This is a genomic window from Bacteroides ilei, from assembly GCF_900128495.1.
Lineage (GTDB): Bacteria > Bacteroidota > Bacteroidia > Bacteroidales > Bacteroidaceae > Phocaeicola > Phocaeicola ilei.
On record NZ_LT635801.1, the window covers coordinates 1,742,436 to 1,768,240 of the forward strand.

A 25,805-nucleotide genomic window follows, 5' to 3' on the forward strand; every position below is an offset into this window, starting at 1 on the left:
TCCATAACGATTACAACCTCCTGTCTTGTCATAAGGCAAAGATCTGGAATCTTTTCAGGTTAGAATTTGTATGATTCCGCTTTGTCTCCGATGTTCTTGTATGTTTTTCCACCTACGGTCACATTCTTTACATTTTTCATTTTCAGGTTGTTCCCGTTTTTTGTGGTAATGACTTTCACATTCTTTAGCGTGGCTCCTTCAGCCTGGTTCAGGATAACTCCTTCTTTGGCATCAGAAATTGTCACGTTTTCAATGTAGATATTTTTGATAGGCATTTCAGGCAGACCGTTGAAATAGATGGCCCGGCCTACTCCTTTGGCCTTTACATTCTTGATGAATATATCCTTGAAGCACGGAGTTTCTTCAGTTACAGGAGGGATGTTTGCTGTAACGTTTGCGTCGGCTGTATCTTCTTCGCCGGGAGCTTTGCCTCCGTAGAACAGATCGAATATCAGGCCTTCATTCGGAATGTTGATCATGTTGATGTTGTTGATATGGATGTTTTCAACTACACCGCCACGTCCACGGGTACTTTTGAAACGCAAGCCTACGTCAGTACCGAGGAATGTACAATTGTCGACATAGATATTCTTCACACCGCCCGACATTTCGCTGCCTACTACAAAGCCGCCATGTCCGTGAAGAACGGCATTGTCACGTATGATTACATTCTGGCAGGGCTCTCCACGTCGCCGTCCGTCGGCATCTTTTCCCGATTTGAGGCAGATTCCGTCATCACCGGCGTCGAAACTGCTGTTCAGGACCAATACGCGGTTACATGATTCGATGTCCAGTGCATCGCCGTTCTGTGAATACCATGGGTTGGATACGATTACCTTGTTTATTGTAAGATCTTCGCATGACAGCGGATGCAGACACCAGCTTGGTGAATTCTTGAAGGTGACTCCTTCCAGCAATACTTTCTTGCATTTCTGGAAACTCAGCAGTACAGGGCGCAACCAGTCGCGGATGCTGTTCCAGTCTTCATCTGTTTCAATTCCTTCGGGCACGTTGAAATCCTTACATGCCAGAGCTCCTTTGAGCGAACCTTCGCTTGGATACCAGATTCCGGCTTTTTCATCTACAACACCACCTTTAGCCAGCAGGGCTTTCCACTGTCCGGCTGTCATTTTACCTTTTTTTACCGGACGCCATGTGTCACCGTTACCGTCCATTACTCCTTTACCGGTAATGGCAATGTTTTCGGCACCGGTTGCCGAGACCGGAGACTGGCAACGACGTGTTTCCAGACCTTCGAAGGAAGTCTTGATGATCGGATATTGGGTATGGTCGGCTGTAAAGAGCACCAGCGCATTGTTTTCAAGGTGCAGGTTGATGTTGCTTTGCAGTACAATCGGTCCAGTCAGCCATAACCCTTCCGGAACCACTACAGTGCCTCCGCCTTTCGATGCTACTTCCTTTATGGCTTTGTCGAATGCTTCCGTATTTAGGACCAGACCGTCGCCTACAGCACCGAATTCAGTAATGGAACGTGTATAGTCAGGAAATGTAGGTTGCTGAACCTTGTCCATCTGGAAAGGCAAGTCTTCATAGATCTCATCCGAAATCTTTTCCGGATTGGCTGCTTTTGTTTGGTTGTTCGGACAGCCCCAAATGAAGGCTGCGATTCCAACAGAGAGAATCCATTGTCTCATTGTGCTTACTGTAATCATGAATACTGTTTTATAATGTTAATATTTGTTCTTGTCCTTTGGCTTTGACATTTGTTTCATTAGCCGTTCATTTTATTATCCTATATACCTGTCCACTGTCTTTCACAGATAATGGACAGGCAAGGATAATCCGTTAATTAAATTCTAACCTTAAAATAAATATTATGAAAAAACCTCTTGTTATGCAAATGTAGAAAATCAAATTCTCTTGGATGTGAATATTTTGGTACAATAGGTGAAAAAAATGTGCAATTTCTATCATTTGTTATGGGAAAAACAGACTTGTGTTGTATTTATTGTGTATTTCTTATTCCCGTAAAATGTTTTTTGATACATAGGCGTTGTAAAGACATTATGGCAGTTCTTGGAACTGATACGTCCTTTGTCGTTCATCTGTGATTTTATCCTTTTCTTGTTTTTACTCCCTGAAAATGGAGGTTTTATAAAGAATTGTTTATATCTTTGTCCCAAATTTACAATTGATAAAATATGAGTTATAATTTACTGAAAGGAAAAAGAGGTATTATTTTTGGTGCTCTGAATGAACAGTCCATTGCATGGAAAGTTGCTGAAAAGGCTGTTGAGGAAGGAGCGGTAATTACCCTGTCTAATACTCCGGTTGCAGTACGTATGGGAGAAATTTCGGCTTTGGCTGAAAAGTTGAATTGTGAGGTTATCCCTGCCGATGCTACAAGCGTTGCCGATCTGGAGAATGTATTCAAACGTTCAATGGAGGTTTTGGGAGGTAAGATTGATTTCGTTCTGCATTCTATCGGTATGTCTCCTAACGTACGTAAAAAACGTACTTATGACGATCTTGATTATGACATGTTGAACAAGACTTTGGATATATCTGCTATTTCATTTCATAAGATGATCCAGTCGGCCAAGAAGCTGAATGCCATCAATGACTATGGCTCAATCCTGGCTTTGAGCTATGTGGCTGCACAGCGTACTTTCTACGGTTACAATGATATGGCCGATGCTAAGGCTTTGCTGGAGTCTATCGCACGTAGTTTCGGATATATATATGGACGTGAACATCATGTCCGTATCAATACCATCTCCCAGTCGCCTACGATGACAACTGCGGGATCGGGAGTGAAGGGGATGGACAAACTGTTTGACTTTGCCAACCGTATGTCTCCTCTGGGAAATGCTTCTGCCGATGAGTGTGCCGATTATTGTATTGTAATGTTCTCTGATCTGACCCGTAAGGTTACCATGCAGAATCTGTTCCATGATGGTGGTTTCTCCAGTGTGGGCATGAGCTTGCGTGCTATGGCTACTTACGAAAAGGGACTGGATGAATATAAGGACGAAAACGGAAATATTATCTACGGATAAACTGAGACATGCAAAGGTTTATATTCATATTAATAGCTGCTATTGTTCTTGCTGCCTGTCAAAGTGACAAGCAGCAGGGCAATGCATCTTTTGATAAGGATATAAAAGTGTTCCGTTATGACCGTTTGCAGTACGAAGCTACTGCACTGAACAGTTTTTCGGCTTTGCAGAGAATGAATCTGGATTGTCCTAGGGCAACGAAAATACTGATAGAGGATGTATTGGGATTAGGGCGTGTGGATGATCCTGAAATCAATGACAAGTTGTGTGCCTATTATTCGGATTCTATCCTGCTTCGCATTATGAGAGATGTTGGTGTGGAGTTTAAGGATATGAGTGATATTGAAGAAGGGCTGACCAAGGGCTTTCGGCAGCTGAAGAAGGAATTTCCGTCTATTGTTGTTCCTCAGGTATATTCCCAGGTTTCGGCGTTGAACCAGTCGGTGGTGGTAGGCGATAGTCTGTTGGGGATTAGTCTGGATAAATATTTAGGGGCCGGTTATCCTTTATATCAGCGTTATTATTATGGGTATCAGCGTCGTTTTATGGAACGTTCCCGTATTTTGCCCGATTGTTTCACTTTTTATCTGCTGAGTCAGTATCCGTTTCAATGGAGGTTGGGACGTCGTACTCTTTTAGATGTTATCATGTATCAGGGTAAGATTAATCTGGTGGTACGTGAAATCCTGGATATCAAGTCGAATGAGGAAATGTTAGGATATACGCAGGAAGAAACTGACTGGTGCCGGAAGAATAAAGGTAAGCTGTGGAAGTGGATGATGGTAAACGGACATTTGTCAACAACCGATCCGATGGTGATCCGGGCTTATACGCACGCTGATCCAACAATGGTTTTTAATGGCGAAAAAATACCTCCTACAATTGGTATATGGCTGGGTATGCAGCTCGTTGAAAAATTTTTGAACGGACATCCGGAAATGTCACTAGAAGAACTGATGCATGTTTCTGATTTCGGTGTCTTGGATATAGATTGATAGATTAAGAAGAAGATTCTTTTACCTGGATTCCTGGGTTATTGATTTAATTTTTTATTCATGGAAACAGCATTGTATTTACTTCCTGTTACCTTGGGGGATACTCCTGTCGAAAATGTTCTTCCGGTTTATAATAAGGTTATTATCCGGCAGATCAAGTTCTTTATTGTCGAAGACGTAAGGTCGGCCAGACGTTTCTTGAAGAAGGTAGACAGCAGTATCGATATCGATAGCCTGACTTTCTATCCCTTGAACAAGCATACTTCTCCTGAAGCTATTTCGGGGTATCTGGATCCGTTACTTGCCGGAAATTCCATGGGGATTATTTCGGAAGCCGGTTGTCCGGCCGTTGCCGATCCGGGAGCGGATGTGGTTGCAATAGCACAACGTAGGAATCTGAAGGTTGTTCCGTTGGTCGGTCCTTCATCCATTATCTTGTCGGTTATGGCTTCCGGGTTCAATGGCCAGAGTTTTGCTTTTCATGGATATCTCCCGATTGAACCGGGAGAACGGGTAAAGTTCCTGAAGGAATTGGAACAACGGGTCTATACAGAAAACCAGACTCAGTTGTTTATCGAAACTCCTTACCGTAATAACAAGATGCTTGAAGATATTCTCAAAACATGCCGTCCACAAACTAGGTTGTGTATCGCGGCCAATATTACCTGTGAGGGTGAGTATATCAGGACCAGAACCATCAAGGAGTGGAAAGGAAAATTACCTGATCTGACCAAAATTCCTTGTATTTTCCTGATCTACAAATAAGAAAATCCTTTCCTGATCATCTTCTTTTCCTTTATTGGAACCGGATGTGTTTTTCTGCATGGTAAGATGAGCGTACAAGTGGACCGCTTTCTACGGTTGCAAACCCCTTTTGTTCTCCGATTGTTTTATAACGTTCGAATTGTGACGGCTCGATGTAGGCAGCTACCGGATAGTGTTTTCTGCTTGGTTGGAGGTATTGTCCGATAGTCAGTATCCTGCATCCGTTTGCCAGCAGGTCGTCCATGCATTCTTCTACTTCTTTTTCGGTCTCTCCCAGACCGACCATAATGCCCGATTTGGCGGTGACTCTGCTTTCAGCAATGGTCCGTATCACTTCCAGGCTGCGGTCGTAGGTAGCTACGCTTCTTACTGCTGGAGTAAGTCGTCGCACAGTCTCCATGTTGTGCGAGATGATGTCGGGATGTGTCTCCGCTACTTTTTTAATCAGTCCGATATTTCCCTGAAAATCAGGAATCAATGTTTCCAGAGTTATACCTGGGTTGAGGTGCTTCACAGCTTCTATAGTCTTTATCCAGTGTTCTGCTCCAAAATCAGGAAGGTCATCACGGTCTACCGAAGTTATGACAGCGTGGCTCAGCTTCATAAGGCGGATGGATTCGGCTACCTGTTCGGGTTCATTCGGGTCCAGCGGTAGCGGTTTTCCGCTCATGGTGTTGCAGAATTTACATGAACGAGTGCAGATGGCTCCTCCTATCATGAATGTAGCCGTACCTTTTCCCCAACAGTCTCCTAGGTTGGGGCAACGTCCGCTACTGCAGATTGTGTGCAGTTTATGGGTGTCGACAATTCTTTTAGTATCTGTATAGCGTTGATTGGTTCCAATCGAGATTTTCAACCAATCAGGTTTCTTTATATGTTCCATAGTCATATTTATTCATTTACCTGGTCGATAGGTTGTGTTATAAGATACAAATGTAGTTATTTTCTTCATAGGCTTGTCTTTTCTGCGGTAAATCTTGTTTCGATTTTCTCTTATTATGTATGATGGACAGTGGTATTTATGTCCTGGAAGCAGAACGTTTTTCGTCTCTGTAATATATTTTTCATATAAATTATACTCCTTCTTTATATTTCATTTATCGGAGTGTAATACTCTGCTTTTACTTTTGTTGCGTCAATTTAGAAATACTTAACCAAAAATGATGACAACAAAAATCAAACAATTATTATTAATCTTTACAGCGCTGTTCATTTATATGGGGCAGCTGATGGCTCAGGATAACCGTGCCATCATTTCGGGTATTGTGACCGATGAAACCGGAATGGGGGTTATCGGTGCAGCTATACAGGTAAAGAATGAGTCTACCGGTTTTAGTACCGGATCAATTACAAATGAAAATGGTGAATACACGATCAAACAGCTTCCGTTAGGAGGTCCGTATAGTGTTACGGTAACTTATGTAGGTTATGGTGATCAGAAGAAAACGGGTTACACGCTGAATCAAGGGGATTTGCTTCGGCTCGATTTTCAGCTGAAAGAGGAGAGTGTGGTGATGGAGGCTGTAGAGGTAGTGGCAAATTCCTTGAAGAATACCATTGCCACTACGGGTGCGGCTACTTCCGTAACGGAACGCGATTTGGAAAAGTTGCCGGTGAACGGACGTAACTTTACTTCGCTGGTGGATCTTTCTCCGCTCAGCACGGGTTCCAGCCTGTCGGGACAGCTGGCTTCGTCTACCAATTATACCATCGACGGCATGACGGCCAAGAACCCTACTTCGGGAGGTAGTACCACGAGCCGTAACAGTGTGCCTTATGCCATCTCCATGGAGGCTATCCGTGAGTTCAAGGTGGTGACTAACCAGTACGATGTGACAAACGGACGTGCCGGTGGAGGTACGGTGAGCACCGTCACCAAGTCGGGTACCAATACGCTGACCGGTAGTGCGTTCACCTTTGCACGTGCCAACTGGTTGTCCAGTCCGTACGATATCCGTGGTAACAAGCGCGACAACGACTTTTCTACTTATCAGTTCGGTGCTTCGCTGGGTGGTGCGCTGGTAAAAGACCGTGTGCACTTCTTCATCGCATGGGATCATCAGGCAGACTCTCGTCCGTTGTATATTGCAGATATCCAGAGTGCTGCCGATGAGAAGCGTTACAGCCTGACAACCGATGTGCGCGACCGTTTCCTGCAGATTGCACGCGACAAGTATGGAGTGTCTTCGAATCCGCAGTTCGGGGCGTTCGACAAGAAGCAGAGCACCGATGCGGTGTTTGCCCGTGTGGACTGGCAGATCAATGCAACGAATCTCTTGACGTTTACCGATAACTTTGTAAACGATATGAACAATATGGGACTAGGGGATAATACGGCTATCTGTCTGTACGAAACGTATGGCAACGTGCATTCGCTGAACAACAGTGCCATGGCGACCTTACGTTCGGTAGTGGGTCCGAGGGGTACCAACGAACTGAAGGTGCAGCATCTCTATACGCTGGAAAAATCGATGCCGGGCGATGAGCTTCCGGCCGCCAATATCCCGCGTGCCATTGTGAGCAACGTAGAGTCGCAGATCGACGGCAACGTGGCGACTACCAGCATTCAGCTGGGGGGGCAGCGCTACTGTCCTGAAAACTTCTACAACCATGTGCTTCAGGCGGTAGATAATTTCTATTACAACACGAACAAAATCAACTATACGTTTGGTGTGGACATGATGTATACACACATGAATTCACGCTATGGCAGTGAAACGAACGGACGTTTCTACTTCAACGGACTGGACGCTTTCGAAAATCTGGAACCGTACCGTTATGTCCGTGAACTGTATCTTACTCCCGACGACCGGGTGAAGCAGAATATCCTGAATGCAGGGGCTTATGCACAGTTGCAGACCAAGCTCTTCCCGGGATTTGAACTGATTGCTGGCTTGCGCCTGGACAATGCTACTTATTTTAATAAGGGTACGTTCAACCAGACGGTATACGATGAACTGGGACTGAGAACAGACAACGGCTTGTCTACTTTCCAGGTTCAGCCGCGTTTGCAGTTTACGTGGGATATCAACGACAAGCATCGGGACATCATCCGTGCCGGTGCCGGTATCTTTGCTTCCGATATCAACAACTATGCCATGATTAACAATATGGTGTTCGACGGTACACGTACTGCCTCACTGGATATCACGCTCGATAAAACGGCTGCCAACTATCAGGAGATGCTGGACCTGATTCGTCCGGATTTTTCTTCTTACCGCAAGGATCCGTCTACCGCACCGGGTGCCGAACTCTTTGACAATCCGAATGTAGAGAAGCTTTCTACCATCAACATGAACGGGGCCGACTGCAAGGTGCCTGTTATCTACAAGGCTAATCTCTCTTATACTCATTTCTTTAATGACCGCCTGAAAGTAAGTGTTGCAGGATATATGACGCTGGGACGCAACAACTACATGTATGTAGACCGCAACATGGTGGACGAGCCGTACTTCCGTATCGCTGCCGAAGGAAATCGAGGTGTATATGTGCCTGCCAATACCATCGATGAGAATGGTGTAGCCGACTGGAAGGAGAGCAGAAAGACCGACAAGGTGGGGCGTGTGCTCGAAATGGTGAGCGAAGGTAAGGTGAATCAGTTTGCGTTTGTCATTGACGGTACGTGGCGTTACTTCAAGGACGGTGAGCTTTCGTTCAGCTATACCTGGAACGATACCAAGGACAATACTTCCTACAACGGAAATGTGGCAAACTCGGCTACACTTTCTCAGATGGTGGTCGACGATCCGCGCGATTTGAGCCGTATGAGCTATTCCAGCAACCAGTTCCGTCATAAAGTAGTAGTGTATGGTACGGCTCCTACTTTCTGGGGTATCAGCGTCGGTGCACGCTTCTCGGGTATCGGTGGTACACGCTACTCGCTCATCGTGGGTGGAAATGTAAACGGAGACTTTGTCGATTCGAATGATTTGGCCTATATTTACGATCCGAACGATCCGAATACGCCGCAGTACCTGAAAGACGGTATCAACAACATTCTTTCCAATCCGGATGTGGAGGAAAGCACGAAAGACTATATCCGCAAGAGTTTCGGTAAGGTAGTCGAACGGAACGGGGGCGTGAACGGATTCTATGGTACACTCGACTTACGTTTGGCCAAGAAATTCCAGCTTTACAAGAAGCACAGCCTGGAGCTTTCTGTCGATATCTTCAATGTAATGAACATGTTGAACAAGAACTGGGGAGCAGGACATAACCTGAGTTCCCAGAAGATTTATACCATTAAAAGCTTCGACAAGGAGAAGAAGGAATACGTATACAATGTCAATGCGAATACCGGTGTATCGAGCCTGAACGGTACTCCTTATCAGGTTCAGATTGGTTTGAGATATGCGTTCTGATAATAGATAAACTGAAAAATAATAATGATGATTATGAAAACAAGAAATTTACTGATGGCCTGTGCCTGTGCTTTCTTTGCACTGGTGGCACAAGCACAGACGCAGGTGATTGCTCACCGCGGATTCTGGAAGACGGAAGGTTCGGCACAAAACTCTATTGCGGCGCTGAACAAGGCGGCCGAGGCAAAAGTATATGGCTCTGAGTTTGATGTGCAACTTACTGCCGATGGAGTGGTGGTCGTAAACCATGATGATTCCATAAACGGTCTGGTTATAGGAGAAACGGCTTATGACAGGTTGAAGGATCTGAAACTGAAAAACGGAGAGAAACTTCCTACACTGGCTGATTATCTGGCAGCCGGGAAGAAGTTGCCCGACGTGCAGCTGATTCTTGAAATCAAACCTCACAAGACCAAGGCACAGGAAGACCAGATTGCCGAATCGACCGTGAAGATGGTAAAGGAATACGGCATGGAGAAACAGGTGGAATATATCTCGTTCAGCATGAATGTGTGCGAACAGCTTGCACGCCTTACTCCGGGTTCGGAAATCGCTTACCTGAAGAGTGACATTGCTCCCAAGGAAGTGAAGGCTAAGGGACTGACGGGTATTGATTATTATTACAAGGTCTTTTACAAGCATCCCGAATGGGTGAAGGAGGCCCATGATCTGGGTATGAAGGTCAATGCATGGACGGTAGACGGTAAAGAGGATATGGAGAAGATGATCGGTCTGGATGTGGACTATATCACGACCGACCAGCCTTTGGAAGCTTCTGCATTGTTTGAAGGAAAATGACTTGAAAAAGTATTTCCTGTTTGTAACAGGTTCTAAATGAATTTATCATATCATGGAAATAGGAGTGTAATATTGCACTCCTATTTTTGTATCGTAAAATTTAAAGCGAAGAATCAATGAAAACTGCATTTGTAAAAAGTATTGTTCTTGGATTGTTTGTAATGGCTTCTGTAATGGTTGTGAAGGCTGAAGAAGCCGGGAAAGATGCTTCTGGTAAAAACAATGCTGTTGTGAAAGTATTGGTGGTAGGACTTGATAATGTAAATTCAAACTATTTTCCTGAGAGTATGATCACTGAAGAAACGGGGATTCCGGAAGACAGTATAGGTGAAACATATAACCGTATTATTACGGATAATATTATCCAGGCCAATAAGGATAAAGGGGTTGCCTTTATCTCTTCAGAGAATATCTCCGATGCAGACCAGCTGCTGGGTAATGTGGTAGTAAACGGAGAGAATGAGGAAAGCTATGCCGATGTAGAACAGATTGACCATAAGAATTATCAGCAGCTGATGGATGAGGCTCAAGCCGATTATGTCTTGTTTCTCAACCAGCATTACCTGAAATGGCAGGAAAAGCCTTTGCGCACTTTGTTCCATTTTGTAAGCTATTCGCTTTACGACAAGAACCAGCAGGAAGTGACAAAAGGGAACAATTATTTTACCTGCATGAATCTGGAAAAAGCCGACAGGTTGACTAAAGCCAGCCGTAAGAGTTCTTCGAAAATTGCTTCAGCAATAGTCAAGAGCATCGACAAATGAATAGATACCGACATCGAGTATTTTGAATGATAGCATACAAACTTAAAAAGTCACAGACTATACAAACGTACTGTCTGTGACTTTTTTTATGTTTCGTGTCAATCTGTTGAATCCGTCGGATTACAGGTTCTGTATAAAGAAACCGGCTACACGGTTCATCAGATGGATGCGTGTGTTTCCTCCTGTAATACTGTGGTTACGGTTGGTGTATACCTGCATATCGAACTGTATACCTGCCTGTACCAGTGCTTCACTGTATTCCGCGCTGTTCTGGAAATGGACATTATCGTCGGCCGAACCGTGGATAAGTAACAGTTTTCCATGCAGTTTGGGTGCACGCAGGATAGCCGATCCTGCCTGGTACCCGTCACCGTTTTCTTTTGGGGTCCGCATGAAACGTTCTGTGTAGACACTGTCATAGAATCTCCAGTCGGTAGGAGGAGCTATGGCTACGCCTGCCTTGAAAATCGGGGTACCTTCGCTCATGGACATCAGGGTGTTATAGCCGCCGAAGCTCCATCCCCATATTCCGATACGGCTTCCGTCAATGTATGGAAGTCCGCTCAGGTATCTGGCTGCTTCAACCTGGTCGTGAGATTCCTTGACTCCAAGGAACATATAGGTGCATTTTTCGAATTCGGCTCCACGTCCTCCGGTTCCACGTCCGTCTACACATACCATGATGTAACCTTTGTCGCACATGTATGCTTCAAACATACCTCCGTCTCTGAAACTGCCTACACCCCAGTTGTCAAGTACCTCCTGTGATCCGGGACCGCTGTACTGGTGCATGATGACCGGGTATTTTTTGTTCGGGTCGAAATTGGCCGGTTTCATCATCCATCCGTTCAGTTCCACGCCTTCCGTCGTCTTGAATTTGAAGAATTCTTTGGTTGGCATATTGAGTCCTGCTATCTGTTTTTTCAGCTTGGCATTGTCCATCAGCGTGGCCAGTTCCTTACCTTTATTGTCGTTGACAGTGATGAGGGTAGGGGTCGACAGGTTGGAGAACTTGTTGATATAGTAGGTCAGTGTGCTGTTGAAGATTGCTGTATTGGTACCTGTACGGACAGACAGTTTCGTTTTCTTGCCTTTTGCATCAATCTTGTAGACAGCGCTGCGCAGTGGGCTTTCTTCATTACTGCTGTAATAGAATATGTTTCTGTTTCTGTCCCATCCCAGAAAATCTTTCACTTCAAACTTGCCTTTGGTAATCTGTTTTACCAGGTTACCTCCGATTGTATAGAGATACAGGTGGTTATAACCGTCGCGTTCACTCATCAATACTATGTTTTCAGGGTAGAAGGCTATGTTTGAATAGGCCTGTTCCTTGATATATTGGGGAGCGTTTTCGCGGATAGTCAGTTTGCAGAGCCCGCTTCTAGGATTGGCCATGTACAGGTCAAAACGGTCCTGATGGCGGTTCAAGGTCATGATAGCCAGTTTTTCCGGATTGGAGGTGAATTTGATGCGTGGAATATAGCCGTCGGCATCCAACGGGAGATCCATCTGGCGGGTTACGTGCGATTTGATATCGTAGGTGTGTACGGTGACTGTAGAGTTCACTTCACCGGCCTTCGGATATTTGTAACGGTATTCGCCTGGATAGGTGGTATATTCCTTCTTCTCGGGAGCCAGACCTTTATACCATGGGAAACTGTACATGGGTACCTTGCTTTCATCAAAACGGATGTAGGCAATCATTTTACTGTCGGCACTGAATTCGAATGCACGGTTAAAGCCGAATTCCTCCTCATAGACCCAGTCGGGGATGCCGTTCAGTACTTTATTGAATTCTCCGTCCTTGGTTACCTGCGATTCGCTGTTGCCGAACAGCAGCTTGACCAGATAAATGTTGTTGTTTCTCACAAAGGCAATCTGGAATCCGTCCGGAGAAAACAGCGGGGCTTGTTGCGGACCGTTGTTTGAAAGGGGCTCCAGTTTGTTGTTCTGTACATTATAAATGTAGTATACGGCGGTAAAAGAACGCCGGTAGATCGGCTTGGTTTCGGTCTGGATCAATATCAGCTTTTCATCCGGCGACATGATGTAGTCGTCGAATTCCTTGAAGTTACACTCTCTGGCAGTGTTGACATCAAAAACGGTAGCGACTTCCTTACCTGTCTTGAACGAATACTTGACAATGCGTTTCTTGTCGGCACTGATCTGCGTGTAATAGTTGCCGTCGAGCATCGGTTTGATGCCGTAGATATTTTCGGCCCGGTAGGTTCCTTTGGCTACATCTTCCAGGCTGACCTTCTGCTGTGCCTGGATTCCAGAAATGAAGGCCAGCAGAAAACATAGAACAAACAGTTTTTTCATCGTTGGTTATACGTTAGTATTAATATTTTCCATATCTGTATTTGCAAAGTTACGGAAAATCGATGGAATAACCTTATAAGATAGAATCATACTTGATATTTTATGCTGTGTTACAATATTGGCACGGTTGATCTGGTCGGGGCAAAGAATAGACAGTAAGTCATTGTAGCTGTATTCGGCTGCTTATTACCAATTGCTGTCTGTGACAGTTTGTTGTTCCGTGAGGGCAAATGTTAGAAGTGTCGTTTTGGGTCTTTTCTATGAATTTTATATTTTTGTAGACTGTTATCGTAAGCGTATCGGCGGTGATAAAGTAAGTGTATAAGATAAAGTAAGTGTATAAAATGAAGGAAGAGATTCTATGGATATTCGCGCATCCGTTTCGGTGGATCCGGTGGTGTATGTTGATGCTGGTATTATTTCTTGGAATATTCCACATGCAGGCAGGTGTTCCGTTTGCCCTCGATTCCACACTCTGGAAGGACAGCCTGTTCCATTACGAGGAGCCTGCATTGATCAAAAATAAATCGTTTGTAAGGGCGGCAAGTGAGGTATTCGGACTGAATATCGGACTTTGGGCGTTCGACCGGTTTGCTTTGAAGGGACATTATGCCTATATTTCCCTGAAAACCATCGGGGCAAATTTCAGGCACGGATTTGAATGGGACAACGACCACCTGAATACGAATATGTTTGCCCATCCGTACAATGGCTCCTTGTATTTCAATGCGGCCAGGTCGAACGGATTTAATTTCTGGCAGTCGGAACTTTTTGCCATTGGGGGAAGTGCCATGTGGGAACTGTTCATGGAACGGGAATATCCTTCTACGAACGACATTATCGCCACTCCGGTGGGAGGGGCTGCTTTGGGGGAAGTGTTCTACCGGACTTCCGACCGGGTACTGGATGACCGCAGTTCCGGGGCTGAGCGCGTGGGACGCGAGGTGGCAGCCTTTGTACTATCGCCCATGAGGGGCGTCACGCGTATGATTACCGGAAAGGCATGGAAGAAAAGTCCCGTTACCGGGCGCGAGTTTGGAAGACCGCCGTTGAATCTTGAATTCTCACTGGGGACACGTATCCTGTTGTATCACGACGATCATCGTACCACACATGCGGGGGCCAGTGCGCGTCTGAATATGGAATATGGCGACCCGTTTACCGATTCAAAGATTCCCTATGAATATTTCTCCTGTCTGGCTGAATTCAACGTCATGAAATCGCAACCCTTGTTGAGTCGGGTGGAAATCATCGGAAGGCTATGGTCAAAAGAGTTGGTCGATACCCGTAAATGCGATCTTTCCGTCGGTCTCTTCCAGCATTTCGATTTTTTCGACTCGGATACCATCAGTAAGTACAGTCCCGATGCGTTGGAGCATTGTGTGGTTCCTTATAAGTTGGGGACGCCGGCTTCGGTAGGAGGAGGTGCCCTGTTCCGTTACCAGGATCACCGTTCCCGGCTGCTTGCGTCGCTTCATTTGAACGGAGTCATTTTGGGAGGTATCCTGAGCGATTATTACCGCTATTATCACCGTAATTATAACTGGGCTTCCGGTTTTTCTTTAAAATTCGGTTTCAAAGGTCATTTCCTGCATGACAAGCTCTCCTTTGCGGTCAACAATCAATTTTACAAATTCTACACCCGAAATGCCAACGGATCAAATATAGACTGGTCTGCCACTCCGGGAGGAAAGCCTGTCAATGTAAATGGTGATGAGTCGATCGGGACTTTTGCGCACTGGGAGGGACAACTCACTTACAAGTTGGTAAAGTCGTTGTCTTTTACCGCTAAATTTGATCTCTATAGAAGAAGCACTTATTACGTGGGAGACTTAAAATATGAATATGGAACTACCTACAACTGGTTTGTCGACAGCAGACAGCAGAGTTTCCAGCTTATGCTGACGTACACGCTTTGAGCGCCGTTTCATGTGAAAGTGAAGTACTTAAATAGCTGATATACCTTATATTTGAATCTTTAAAAATACGAAAAAGCCAACTGATTCTTAATTTGGAAAGTTGGAATCAGTTGGCTTTTCATGTTTTTACCGGACAACCTATTCGCTTAAGGCTGTGTTGACAGTAGTTTCATAAAGTGGGAACGGCCAGCAATAAGTCGTTTTATCCGATGGTGTGGCAACGACAGTCCAGCTTCCATCTGTTTGTGGATGACGGTAATCTTCCGCTCTTCGTGAAATATCATAGCCACGAATTCCTTCTGCCATGAACTCCCAACGGCGTTCATTGTCTATTACTGTCCAAAGCGCTTCACCAGTCTCTTTATACGTTACCAGAGGATCCTTGTCTGCTGCGATTGAACGGGTACGGACTTGTTTTACACAATCGATGGCCTTACTCTCATCTCCTGTATTATAATAACATTCCGCAAGATTCAGCAAAATTTCTGCATAGCGGAATACAGGAATCCATTCATATCGGGTGGAACGTTCGTTGTATTTTTCGCAATACGTATAACCACGTTCGTCTGTATAGAGGAAGTTTGTGCGGTCATCACCTTCAATGCCATAAATGGTTGCAATGCCGTTGATGTTATTGACAACCGTAATCTGTCCTGATTCATGATAGAAATACCCGACCGGATGGGTCTGGCTGTTCGATTTATCGCTTTCGCTCATCGGTATCGAGAATATATTTTCAGCAGTCTGTGCATAAGGTGAATCGAACATGGTAGAGATTGAAGGGATCAATGAAAATCCGCTGATTGCATTTCCTTCCGCAATGGCAGCATCCCAATCTTCCATGCACATATAAACTCGCATCCGTAGGGCGTGTGCCGATGCCTGTGAAGCCTTGGTTGACGAAAAGCCTGTCGACTCATAGTTTGCAGGCAGTGCGTCAATCTCTTCCGTGTCGGCCAGTATCTGTTTGAATACTTCCGAAATGGTAGAAGCCGGACAATCATTATGTCCTGCACCGGTAATCGCTTCGATCCTTAAAGGTACATTCGATGCATTAGGGTCGGTTTTATATGGCAAGCCATACAGCTGACTCAGATAATAATAGGATATTGCCCGGACGAATTTACATTCCTGTACATAGCGTCGTGCTGTCTCTGCATCGCACGGCAATGAATTCGCGTAAGTTTTCTCGATACCGTCAATGATCATGTTCGCGTAATTGATGGCCAGGTATGCGTTACGGAATAAGGCATCGTTTTCAATGCTTGATGCATTGACCGAATGACTGTAGGTATCACGCATTGTATAACCGTTGTCTCCGTAGTTTATCATATCATCAGAGCGGTTATCACCGGCTAATGTAGCAAAACCTCCCATAAAATAACCGTCGCTTACTGAATTACTGCCTTTAAGAGCTGTATATGTTCCCTCTATTGCCGCTTCAAGCCTTGTGGCGCTTCCGAAGATGGATGCCTCCGTTACTTTCAAATCGGGGGTCTTGTTGATAAAATCTTCGCTACAGGCGGTTACTAAGCTCATTGTGACCGCTGCTGCTATATAGTAGATATATTTTTTCATATCAGTGGAATATTTAGAAAATGTTGGTTTAGAATGATAAGTTGATACCAAAAGAGTAAGTCCTTGTCAATGGGGCTGTATTTTTATCGATTCCGGAAATAGTATTCGAGCTATCGGCGCGGGAGTTGATTTCCGGGTCCATGCCGCTATATTTTGTTATGCAGAACAAGTTTGTTGCTGTAGCGTAAAGACGTAGCTGCGAGATACCGATCTTTTTGGACCAATTCTTTGTATTGAAGGTATAGCCGATCATAAGATTTTTCAAACGGAGGTAGTCACCGTTTTCGATAAAGTCACTGATAGGATTGGCCGAACCGTTTGAATAGTTATCATTCACTTCCGGTTTTGCATAATCGGATACGTCACCCGGTTTTCTCCAGATTGTTTTATAAACATCGGTAGAATTGTTCCAGAAACGCATATCCGACATGGTTGCTTTCATACCGTTATAAATTTTGTTTCCACCTGAGAACTGGAAGAAGAGTGTGGCGTCCCAGCCTTTCCAGCTAAAGTTGTTTGTCCATCCACCATAGTATGTCGGTTTGGTGTTACCCATGATGTGTGGGTGCCAGTCGTTAATATCCAAGGTTTCGCCTGTTGTGCGGTCATAAACCGACGCTCCGCGTCCATAGGTATAGACCAGTAGAGCTTCTCGTGTAGGATTTCCGTTTGCATCGTCGAGCAATATTACACGGCGTCCTGTTTCCGGATCAACACCTGCGGTGGGATAAACATAGAGCTGTGCCATAGACAGACCTTCTGTTGTTATGTTGCTGGCTCCTGTACCGTCTTCTATGATATCACTTTCCAGTTCAAGTACTTTATTCCTTACGAAGGTAAAGTTTACGCTGCTATCCCATGAGAACCCATTGATATGCAGAATATTTCCACCCAGCGAAAATTCCAGACCCTGATTCTGTGCCTTGCCAAGGTTGGTCGTGATGGAGAAATTTGGAATACCGGTTGAGTAAGCCTGGCTGGAATTTAGAATCAGGTTCTTTGATCTTGACCTGAAGTAGGTAATTTCAAAATTGAAGCGGTTGGCTATTTGTCCGGTAATACCGATATCTGTTTTTGCTGTCTGTTCCCAGCCCAGTGATGAGTCGGCAATGGAAGTCGGGTAGTAAGCACCTGTACCGTTATAGTAAGTCGAACTGTAAGTCGATAAGGAAGCATATGTACTTACATTGGTATTACCAACGATACCATAGCTGGCTTTAAAACGCATGTCGGTGATTGCATTCTTTAAAGGTTTAAAGAAATTCTCATCAGAAATACGCCATGATGCCGATACTCCCCAAAAGTTACCCCATTTATCGCCTAACGCTGAAAGACCGTCCCTACGGAAACTTCCTTCCAGGTAATAGCGGTAATTCCAGTTGTAAGTGAGACGGCCAAGGTAGGAAATCATAGACCGTTCCTCACGTCTGTTGGTTGAGGCACTACTTGAATAGGTAAGATAAGGAGCTTCCTCGTATACCATTTCCTTATCGGCAAGAGTTGAGGCACTGTAGTAGCGGCGTTTAAACTGCATTTCCTGTGCCTCCATACCAATTGTTGCAGCGAAGTGGTGATTTTGGGCCAGATCGAACTGATAATTGGCAGTGTTGGTCCATGTCCAGGTCTTGCGGGTTGTTGCATAGGCGTAAAGATTTCCCTCTGAGGCATAACCATCACCACCGTGGGGTGAATACATGGTTGTTGAGTTGGTGATGAACCAGTCAACTCCATATTGTGAGCGGATGTTCAATCCTTTTATCGGGTGTAAATCCAGAAAGCCACTGGCAATGATACGGTTGTTTTCCATGCGGCTGGCCTGTTCATCGATATAAGACATCGGGTTATAATAAGTACAGCCTATTTTGTTGTTTCCGTAACCAAGGTAGTTTCCATTATCCATGTATGGAGTTCCATCTTCATTGAAGGCTGGAAGGTTGGAAGGCAAAATGGCTGCCATACGTGAGAACCCGTTGATAGAGAATGATCCTGAACCATAACCGGAATCGACATTCTTTTGTTGCGTGTTGGAGTAACTGGCGTTGAATCCTCCACTCAGCCAATCTGTAGGATTGAAGTTGGTGTTGGCTTTAAATGAATAGCGCTTGAATTCATCGCCTACCGTAATACCATCTTGGTCCATAATGCCCGTACTGATGTAATAGTTTGCGCCGTCATTTCCGCCTGAGATACTTAAATCATGATTCATGATACTTCCTGTCTGGAAAAGTAGCTTGCTCCAATCGGTATCGACTACATTTCCATTGCTGTCGTACATCAATCCATAGGCATATTGGTCATAGAATCCTTTGTCGTCCAGACGAGAAGCGGTATTGGAAACAGAGAGATTCTTTAATTCGACGTATTGTTCTGCGTTCATGGCCTCAATCATGTTGGTCGGTGTACTGATAGTATAGCTGCCGTTGTAGGATATTTTCGCTTTTCCTTTTTGACCGGTGTTTGTTGTAATCATGATAACACCGTTGGCGGCCCGTGAACCATAAAGGGCTGTTGCAGCTGCATCTTTTAAAATCTCAATTGATTTGATATCTGCAGAGTTGATATCCGCCAGTGGGTTTTGTCGGGTGCTTGATGTTCCATCCATTGATATAATCATGCCATCGACTACATACAATGGGGTTGTACTGTTTGAAATGGAGGAAACACCACGGATATTGATGACTGGAGTCACGCCGACGGATCCAGAAGGTGAGGAAATCATTACACCGGAAGCACGTCCTTGTAGCATTTCGTCGACCGAAGGGCCAGGCAAGTTCTTGATAGCTTCTCCTCTGACCGATGAAACAGCTCCTGTCAGGTTTTTGGATGATGTGGTACCGTAGGCAATGACTACAATTTCATCCAGATTCTGACTGTCTGATTTTAATGTGATTTTTAAATCAGGTTTGATTCCTACTGTTTGAGGAACCATACCCACAAATGACACTTTGATTTGTTTGGAGCCTTCCGGAGGTGTTAATGTAAAACTACCGTCTATACCCGTAATTGTTCCTCTATTAGTTCCAACAATGATAATTGAAGCACCAATTACAGGTTCACCATTCTCGTCGAAGACTTTTCCTTTAAAAGGAGTCTGTGCCATGGCTAGAGTTGAGCATAAAGCTAAACCAATACCTAAGGGAATTACCTTTCTCATAATGAAAACTGTTTTTGCGTTGTAAATTACGCGTGTTGTTAATTTAAAATAAATACTGCTGAACAATCTTTAATACAAAGATATATATTTTTGTTTTATAAATGCAAATAAAAATAGAAATTTGTTTTGAAATACTTTTTTATTATGTCTATTTGCTATGTATATCTTAATATATGTATCATAATGAGATTTGTTTTATGGAGGGTGTATTTTTGTATTGCAAAATAAAGTTAATGGGTGTGCTCTGTCGTTGCTCGTATATTTCTCAAAGGATATTCGTTTTATAATCAATTGAAAGATAAAGGCTATGATAAATTTGAAAAAATGGCCGGAAGCCGGTTTATATGTCAGACAGAGATGAAGGTACGAATAGATTAAAGGGATATTCAAGTGGGTGATATAAATCCCTATCAGGGAATGTGATGTTTTTATTATTAACAAATATTAATAAGTTCTCGTAGGGATATTTTGCCCAAGAATTGTTTTTAAATAAAAGTCGCCATGGAGAAACTTGCATGTATCCCTAAAAATCGGGTTACTTTAGTCTTATCTATTGCGACAAATATCCTTTGGACTCTTGTTGTCTATTCTTAGAAATGAATTACAAGAGTTTTCCAGTAATCAGGAATAAAACCGAAAAAATATGAAGACAAAACACATTTTTCTGGCAGGGACATTATTTTTACTCAGTCTTGGAGAGATATCGGGACAGGAATCTCGGAGTACGGTAAAAAACGATCCGAAATTTCATGTGCTATTGGACTATCACTACAATCTGGGATTGGCGACCAAACAACAATGGCAAAACAGTGGCATGTCAAAAGGAGGGCACTCTCTTCACCTGACTGCCTTATATGATTTTACCTCCAGGATAGCTGCCGGAATCGGTATCGGAGCCGACCGGTATACCTATCCTCATTTCAATACCATTCCCGTTTATGCGACGTTCCGTTATAAACCTGTTTCAAGTATTCCGAACGGTTATATCTATACGAATTTGGGTTACGGATGTTTTTCCAATGAGGCCATAGCGCCTGGATGGTTGTGGGATTTAGGCATCGGCTATACGAAAATGTTCCGCCAGCATTTTGGATTGAATTTTCAGATAGGATACAACTTAAAGGAATTTGGCGGTATTCCTTCTTACAACTATAATATCGATACTGAAGAGATTACTTATCTGGGTACAATAAGTGATTTGCGTCATTCGCTTTCTGTGGGAATAGGATTCGTATTCTGACTCTTGGTACATCCAAGGGGAGATTTCTGTTTGTGGGTCATGACTTGTCAATGCGGGTTAATCCTATTTATTGCTGTCATAACTTCTGATGAAATCGGGATTTCCATCCTTCAGCTTGTAAAATTCAATAATATAATCCTTTAGCATATTATCATCGTTCTTATGTTTGAAAGAATATGGAACGGGTGACTTGACGTGACCAGATTCCTCTTTTATATACACTTTTGCTACATCGTAATCAGAGAATTTTAAAGAGTCAAATCTGTTTTCTTGCTGATTTCTGCTGTTATTATAAAATGGCCAATTATGCAATTGAAAATTCTCTAAAATACATATATATTTGTATCCGGATACCAATTCATTGATGGCAAAAACTACATGGTAAAAAAAGAGATAATTGATGACTGGCAAGAGAGATTTCCTATTTTGTCTTCTTATACACCTTCTACGTTATATATGAAGGTAGACATCGTTTTGTGGGGATTACGGATTGATAAAATTTTTTCAAAAGAATATCGTATTCTCTTCGAATGTCTGCCATTATGGGAGGATTCCGTACAGAAAAGAAACATTCCCGTTTTTTACACTGAACTTTGGGGTAAGAATGGAACCCAATTTTTTATAGATTATGCTTCTCATGACAAATTGTTTCAAACAGCTTCTGAGTTTGCCGAGAAACAGTTCGGGCTATTCTTTCACCCTGAAGTTACAGTCAGCGATGTATGGAAATGGCTTGATCAATTATCTTCTTCATTAATCCCAAAACATAATCCGATTAATCTCTACCGTATTTTTGAGTTCAAACTTGCCTTGGCTCTTTTTTTTAATGACAGGAGTTTGATGGATAAAGCAAAAAAAGAGGTTAATAAAGAAATCAGGCATTGGGACGTGCTGCATTTTCAAAAGCTATTTTCAAAATCTCCTGATGAGTGGCGTGCAGAATTGTATGCAAAGTTTGGAAATCGGGATTCTTTTATCCGGTCGGTTGATTCCAATATGAATGATAAAAGAATTATAAGATTAAAAGAAGCTCATTTCTGTACCTTGGGTTTTCCTAAAATATGAATTAAGAGAAATCTTTTCGCAAATACACCATGTCGGTAAGCTGTTTCCCATCTTCATAGATCGGTTGATCATAATTATCTATGAAGAAGTTTTTCAGTCGATGTGAAATACGAAAGCCGCAATGTTTGTAGAAAGAGAGAGTAGAAGGCGTATCTCCTGTACCGACATACATGACAGAACATCTCCCCTGATAATATTCGAAAAGATAATCAACGAGCTGTTTCCCGTATCCTTTGCGTTGAAAAGAGGGATAAACGGCTATGTTTTTTATTTCGTAAATACTTTCTCCTTCACACGTAACTACAGAGATTGCCTTAAGTTCATCATCATAAAGAGCAAACATTTCACCACGTTCCAGGTATTTGTCTATCATACTCTCTTGCTCATCTGCTAACAACAGCAAATCCAAGAATTGTTTCTTGTTAGAAGTAATAAGTTTTATTTCCATGTTACTATCATTTATAGTTCTATATTTACTTGAAGTAGATCCGGACTTCTTTTAATAGGTTGCCTGTACCGTTCTTCAGGAGCTAACCTATAAAAATTGGTATATCTTGAATAGTCTGAAAGCACATTTGTTTTGCTGCGATGCGTGCAATATATTGATTTAGCAAGTGTATTTTATGATATCTGATTCTATATATCCCCAATAAGGAAATATATCACCTTCTTTAGAGATATATTCCCCTTTTTTATAGGAATTATGCGCTTCCATATTTTAGGCATAAGCTCTTAAAAAAAAGTCAGTGAGTATGTTAACATATATGTGTTAAATGCATCCATTTTCATATAATAGTCATTTTAGGAAGTTGTTTTCTTGCAAGATCCTGATCAGAAAAAGAGCCTTGATTGAAACAGTGAATGACGAGCTGAAGAACATTGCACAGATAGAACACTCCAGGCATCGTTCATTCAATAACTTTATAGCCAACTCTTGTAAGTTTCCAATTTTAGGGTAGCCCCTTTTAGACGGGTGCCAGCAGGCACCCGTCTAAAAAAGAGTTCACAAATTTAACGATTATTATTTGCATATTGTCATGGGAAGCAGGTTTTCGTAATCCGTTCTTCCCTTTTTTAATTCTCTGAGCAGCCTGCAGAAGTAATCCCTGAAGGAGACACCTACCTGTTTGCAGGTTTCTATAAAGGTATTATAGATTGCGGAGTTCTGTATTCCTTTCACGCTTCCGAAGAACAGACTGTTCTTTCGTTGGACAGTGATTGGTCTTATCGCTCTTTCCGCCGCCATATTGTCTATTGAGTATTCTCCGTCATTTCTGTAGGCGAAGATCTGATTCCAGAAGTTCTTCAGATAGTTAAGGGCCTTGCTCATAAGTTCACTTCGGCTCTCATCCGGATTTGCAAGCAGATCATAAAGCTCTGTCCTTATCTTATCAATGATTTCCGTCGTTTCCTTACTGTTTCTTCTGTGGTAAATCTCGTCTGCGGTAAGTTTTTCCCGGCGGTAAGTATCTTCCATGCCGTATAACTTTCCTATCAGCTCAAGGAAGATTCTTGCCTGCAGGCTTCCCTGGTCGAAGGCATACTTGAACTTAGCCCTTGCATGAGCCAGACAACAGAGATGCTCTATATCCATAAGTTCGTTGTCAAGATACATATATACGTTATAACCGTCACTCTGCAGTGATTTGATTTTTGCATCACCAAGGAACTCCTTCAACACATTTCTGCTCCTTCCTCCATGTTTCTGCAAACCTTCATCGTCCGTTGTGTCCTCATAAAAGAAGATGACAATACGGGCTTTTCTGTTTACCAGACACCACATATAGGTCTTGCGTTTCTTATTGTAAGCGTGGTAACGAAGCCATGTCTCGTCCACATTCACGTTCGCACCGTCCTGAAGGGCAATTTTCTTGAGGGCAGGTATCAGCTTGTTCAGCTGCATGGCACCTTTGTCGGCCCAGTTCAGCAGGTTCTGCACAGAAGTGTTCCAGTCCATATCCGACAGACGGTTTTTAGCTTCCCTGTATGCTGGCGTTGACATCTGGAAGCGGTTGAACATAAGATACGAGAGCATGTTTGCCGTAATGCTTGTACCCGGTACAATCTCATTGTAGATGTCAGCCCGGGCGTCATCTTTCATGGGAAGGAACATGCTTTCAATCCTGCCGTCGGCATGCTTTACCTTAAGCACTTCAAAGTGATGTTCCTCAATATGGCTCACGATATTTCTTATTTTACGATAGCTCGATGATATCACTACAGACCCCTCAGGAAGCATTGTATAATCGGACTTGTGTATTATCGGGGTGCCTACACAGTTCTTGTTGTATCTCATTCCTTTTCTATACGGTCTTTCCTTGGAATGAGGAGTGGCCGGAGTATCCTGCGTGTCGCATGATGCGGAAGGCTCTGACTGTGGAACTTCACCAGCCGGAGCAGTGGGAGTACCGTCAAAGTCATCCTTGTCGTCATGCTTTCCTTTTACGACCTTTTTGCGGTCAATGCCTTTAAGGCTTTTGGATGAAGCGTAAGTCTGGTTATTCATAAGTGAAAGACGCTCGACAAGGGCGTTATGCTTTTTCTCAAGCTTTTTGTATTCCTTGTCGCGGAGCTTGCATTCAATGGCAGCCTTCTCTGCCTTGCTGTTTGCCTTAAGCAGGGCATCTGTAAGGGAATCAATCTTACGGTTGGCTTCCTTCAGGTCTTTTCCTATTTCATCAAGTCGTGCTATCATTTCATCAAGCTGCTTGCTCTTGTTCTGATTCTCCTCAAACAGGAACAGGGCGAACCTCTTTATCTGCTCATTATCCATACCTTCAAGGGGTGTATGCTCCTTTTCAGGCCTGTTCATCATCTCTTCAAGATGCTTCTGTCTGAGTATGTGTTCTATGAGTTCCTCTGTTTCCATGTTCTCTAAATTTTATGTAAAGATACTCATTTTCAGTGAGATACACAAATATTTAGAGAACTTTTATTGCTGATATTCAGAGTTATATCATTAAATTCTTATGCTCGTTATTACCGGAGTTTCAAGTATCGTGACCAGGTCTTTCCAGTCTATCTTATACACTGTCACATCGTCCTTGCGCTCTATCCTCATGAACCTGTAGCCCTTTATGAAGGACTTCTCATGAAGATAATAGGCATTGCGCTCATAGTGTATCATGCGAACCTTGCGCTGGTCTTTAGACATGAACATGTAAACATCGCCGTTCATCGGGTCACGGTGGTACCTGCCGCGGATTATTTCACATATACGCTGAGCCTTGCATCTCATATCATGAAGCTCAGGAAGGTAGTAGAAGTTGTGAAGACCGTTGATGCTCAGCATAAGCCCTCCAGTTTCTCTACCAGCGTTTTCAGCCCCTGATAGTCTAAGCCTTTCTTCTGAATGCACAAGCCCTCACGGGTTCTTATCGTTACCATGATACTTCCTTTATGGGGAGTTGTACGTTTGGGCTTGTCCTCAGTAACATCCTCATGTGTATTGTCGCTTTGGAGTAACTCTTCAGGAATACCTTCCACTTCTACAGGTACAACCTTCTTCTGTGTCTTCTTGAACCAGTCATAGAATGCCGTGTATGGAATATTGTTGCCAATGCAGAACGAGTTGATGGAAACTCCATTGGGCTCACCCTCGGTTTTGTAGAGGAACCACAGTCTTTCAAAATCTTTTTCGCTAAACATAATCTTTCGAGTTTTAAGTTTAGCACGAAGGTATGGGAAAGAACCATGCTAGTCAATACGCCAATTTTGGAAGCTTACCCAACTCTTTGTCGGCTATTGCAGCATACTGCTTTTTTGAGAAGAAACCCGCCATTGATGTAAACTTTATCAATGACGGGCAACTTACTATCTTTTGA

Annotated in this window: 18 protein-coding genes and 2 pseudogenes; 11 read left to right on the forward strand and 9 right to left on the reverse strand. The window is 43.4% G+C overall.

The window, feature by feature from the left end; genetic code table 11:
- Nucleotides 1–59: 59 nt before the first annotated feature.
- Nucleotides 60–1,673 carry a glycoside hydrolase family 28 protein gene (locus tag BQ7489_RS07535; protein ID WP_072530521.1) on the reverse strand — a complete coding sequence of 538 codons (1,614 nt, stop codon included), beginning with the start codon at nucleotides 1,671–1,673 and terminating at the stop codon, nucleotides 60–62.
- A 489-nt stretch (nucleotides 1,674–2,162) separates the two neighbouring features.
- Between BQ7489_RS07535 and BQ7489_RS07540 the strand changes: the two genes are divergently transcribed.
- From BQ7489_RS07540 to BQ7489_RS07550, 3 genes are read left to right on the forward strand one after another with little or no spacing between them, the layout of a single operon-like run.
- Nucleotides 2,163–3,020 carry an enoyl-ACP reductase FabI gene (locus BQ7489_RS07540; protein WP_072530522.1) on the forward strand — a complete coding sequence of 286 codons (858 nt, stop codon included), beginning with the start codon at nucleotides 2,163–2,165 and terminating at the stop codon, nucleotides 3,018–3,020.
- Between the two features lie 8 nt (nucleotides 3,021–3,028).
- Nucleotides 3,029–4,015 (forward strand): gliding motility protein GldB-related protein, encoded by a 987-nt coding sequence (locus tag BQ7489_RS07545; RefSeq protein WP_072530523.1) that lies wholly within the window; start codon nucleotides 3,029–3,031, stop codon nucleotides 4,013–4,015.
- A gap of 60 nt (nucleotides 4,016–4,075) precedes the next feature.
- Complete coding sequence (locus tag BQ7489_RS07550) at nucleotides 4,076–4,780, forward strand: SAM-dependent methyltransferase (RefSeq protein ID WP_072530524.1); 705 nt, start codon at nucleotides 4,076–4,078, stop codon at nucleotides 4,778–4,780.
- A 31-nt stretch (nucleotides 4,781–4,811) separates the two neighbouring features.
- Here the strand turns inward: BQ7489_RS07550 and lipA are convergent, their stop codons facing one another.
- Nucleotides 4,812–5,663, reverse strand: coding sequence for a lipoyl synthase (lipA, locus tag BQ7489_RS07555; RefSeq protein WP_072530525.1), 852 nt, complete (start codon nucleotides 5,661–5,663; stop codon nucleotides 4,812–4,814).
- Nucleotides 5,664–5,940: 277 nt separating this feature from the next.
- Here lipA and BQ7489_RS07560 point away from each other — a divergent pair, with 277 nt between their 5' ends.
- From BQ7489_RS07560 to BQ7489_RS07570, 3 genes are all read left to right on the forward strand, one after another.
- Nucleotides 5,941–9,141 carry a TonB-dependent receptor gene (locus BQ7489_RS07560; protein ID WP_072530526.1) on the forward strand — a complete coding sequence of 1,067 codons (3,201 nt, stop codon included), beginning with the start codon at nucleotides 5,941–5,943 and terminating at the stop codon, nucleotides 9,139–9,141.
- 33 nt (nucleotides 9,142–9,174) lie between these two features.
- Nucleotides 9,175–9,939: a glycerophosphodiester phosphodiesterase gene (locus BQ7489_RS07565; protein WP_113745282.1), complete on the forward strand. Its 765-nt coding sequence runs from the start codon at nucleotides 9,175–9,177 to the stop codon at nucleotides 9,937–9,939.
- Between the two features lie 116 nt (nucleotides 9,940–10,055).
- Nucleotides 10,056–10,703, forward strand: coding sequence for a hypothetical protein (locus BQ7489_RS07570; protein ID WP_072530527.1), 648 nt, complete (start codon nucleotides 10,056–10,058; stop codon nucleotides 10,701–10,703).
- A gap of 120 nt (nucleotides 10,704–10,823) precedes the next feature.
- Here the strand turns inward: BQ7489_RS07570 and BQ7489_RS07575 are convergent, their stop codons facing one another.
- Complete coding sequence (locus BQ7489_RS07575) at nucleotides 10,824–13,025, reverse strand: S9 family peptidase (RefSeq protein ID WP_072530528.1); 2,202 nt, start codon at nucleotides 13,023–13,025, stop codon at nucleotides 10,824–10,826.
- A gap of 344 nt (nucleotides 13,026–13,369) precedes the next feature.
- On the opposite strand from BQ7489_RS07575, the gene BQ7489_RS07580 reads away from it, so the two are divergent.
- Nucleotides 13,370–14,944 (forward strand): DUF3943 domain-containing protein, encoded by a 1,575-nt coding sequence (locus tag BQ7489_RS07580; RefSeq protein WP_083580487.1) that lies wholly within the window; start codon nucleotides 13,370–13,372, stop codon nucleotides 14,942–14,944.
- Nucleotides 14,945–15,082: 138 nt separating this feature from the next.
- On the opposite strand, the gene BQ7489_RS07585 is transcribed toward BQ7489_RS07580, so the two are convergent.
- Nucleotides 15,083–16,522, reverse strand: a complete 1,440-nt coding sequence (locus tag BQ7489_RS07585) for a RagB/SusD family nutrient uptake outer membrane protein (protein WP_083580489.1) — start codon at nucleotides 16,520–16,522, stop codon at nucleotides 15,083–15,085.
- Between the two features lie 28 nt (nucleotides 16,523–16,550).
- Entirely contained in the window at nucleotides 16,551–19,676 is a 3,126-nt protein-coding gene (locus BQ7489_RS07590; protein ID WP_083580491.1) for a SusC/RagA family TonB-linked outer membrane protein, read from the reverse strand.
- Between the two features lie 643 nt (nucleotides 19,677–20,319).
- Between BQ7489_RS07590 and BQ7489_RS07595 the strand changes: the two genes are divergently transcribed.
- Nucleotides 20,320–20,916 carry a hypothetical protein gene (locus BQ7489_RS07595; RefSeq protein WP_072530532.1) on the forward strand — a complete coding sequence of 199 codons (597 nt, stop codon included), beginning with the start codon at nucleotides 20,320–20,322 and terminating at the stop codon, nucleotides 20,914–20,916.
- Between the two features lie 378 nt (nucleotides 20,917–21,294).
- Nucleotides 21,295–21,981, forward strand: a complete 687-nt coding sequence (locus BQ7489_RS07605; protein WP_072530534.1) for a hypothetical protein — start codon at nucleotides 21,295–21,297, stop codon at nucleotides 21,979–21,981.
- Between the two features lies 1 nt (nucleotide 21,982).
- Here the strand turns inward: BQ7489_RS07605 and BQ7489_RS07610 are convergent, their stop codons facing one another.
- Nucleotides 21,983–22,429, reverse strand: a complete 447-nt coding sequence (locus tag BQ7489_RS07610) for a GNAT family N-acetyltransferase (protein ID WP_072530535.1) — start codon at nucleotides 22,427–22,429, stop codon at nucleotides 21,983–21,985.
- A 373-nt stretch (nucleotides 22,430–22,802) separates the two neighbouring features.
- Here BQ7489_RS07610 and BQ7489_RS17315 point away from each other — a divergent pair.
- A pseudogene (locus BQ7489_RS17315) lies at nucleotides 22,803–22,940 on the forward strand (transposase); the annotation flags it as partial.
- 62 nt (nucleotides 22,941–23,002) lie between these two features.
- On the opposite strand, the gene tnpC reads toward BQ7489_RS17315, so the two are convergent.
- From tnpC to BQ7489_RS07630, 3 genes are all read right to left on the reverse strand, one after another.
- On the reverse strand, nucleotides 23,003–24,850 hold the full coding sequence (gene tnpC, locus BQ7489_RS07620; protein ID WP_072530536.1) for an IS66 family transposase: 1,848 nt from the start codon (nucleotides 24,848–24,850) through the stop codon (nucleotides 23,003–23,005).
- 90 nt (nucleotides 24,851–24,940) lie between these two features.
- A complete protein-coding gene (gene tnpB, locus BQ7489_RS07625) occupies nucleotides 24,941–25,219 on the reverse strand; it encodes a transposase (protein ID WP_230315480.1) in 279 nt (92 codons plus the stop codon).
- Nucleotides 25,220–25,266: 47 nt separating this feature from the next.
- Entirely contained in the window at nucleotides 25,267–25,629 is a 363-nt protein-coding gene (locus tag BQ7489_RS07630; RefSeq protein WP_072530538.1) for a hypothetical protein, read from the reverse strand.
- Nucleotides 25,630–25,706: 77 nt separating this feature from the next.
- On the opposite strand from BQ7489_RS07630, the pseudogene BQ7489_RS17755 reads away from it, so the two are divergent.
- Nucleotides 25,707–25,805 (forward strand): annotated as a pseudogene (locus BQ7489_RS17755) (IS982 family transposase); the annotation flags it as partial.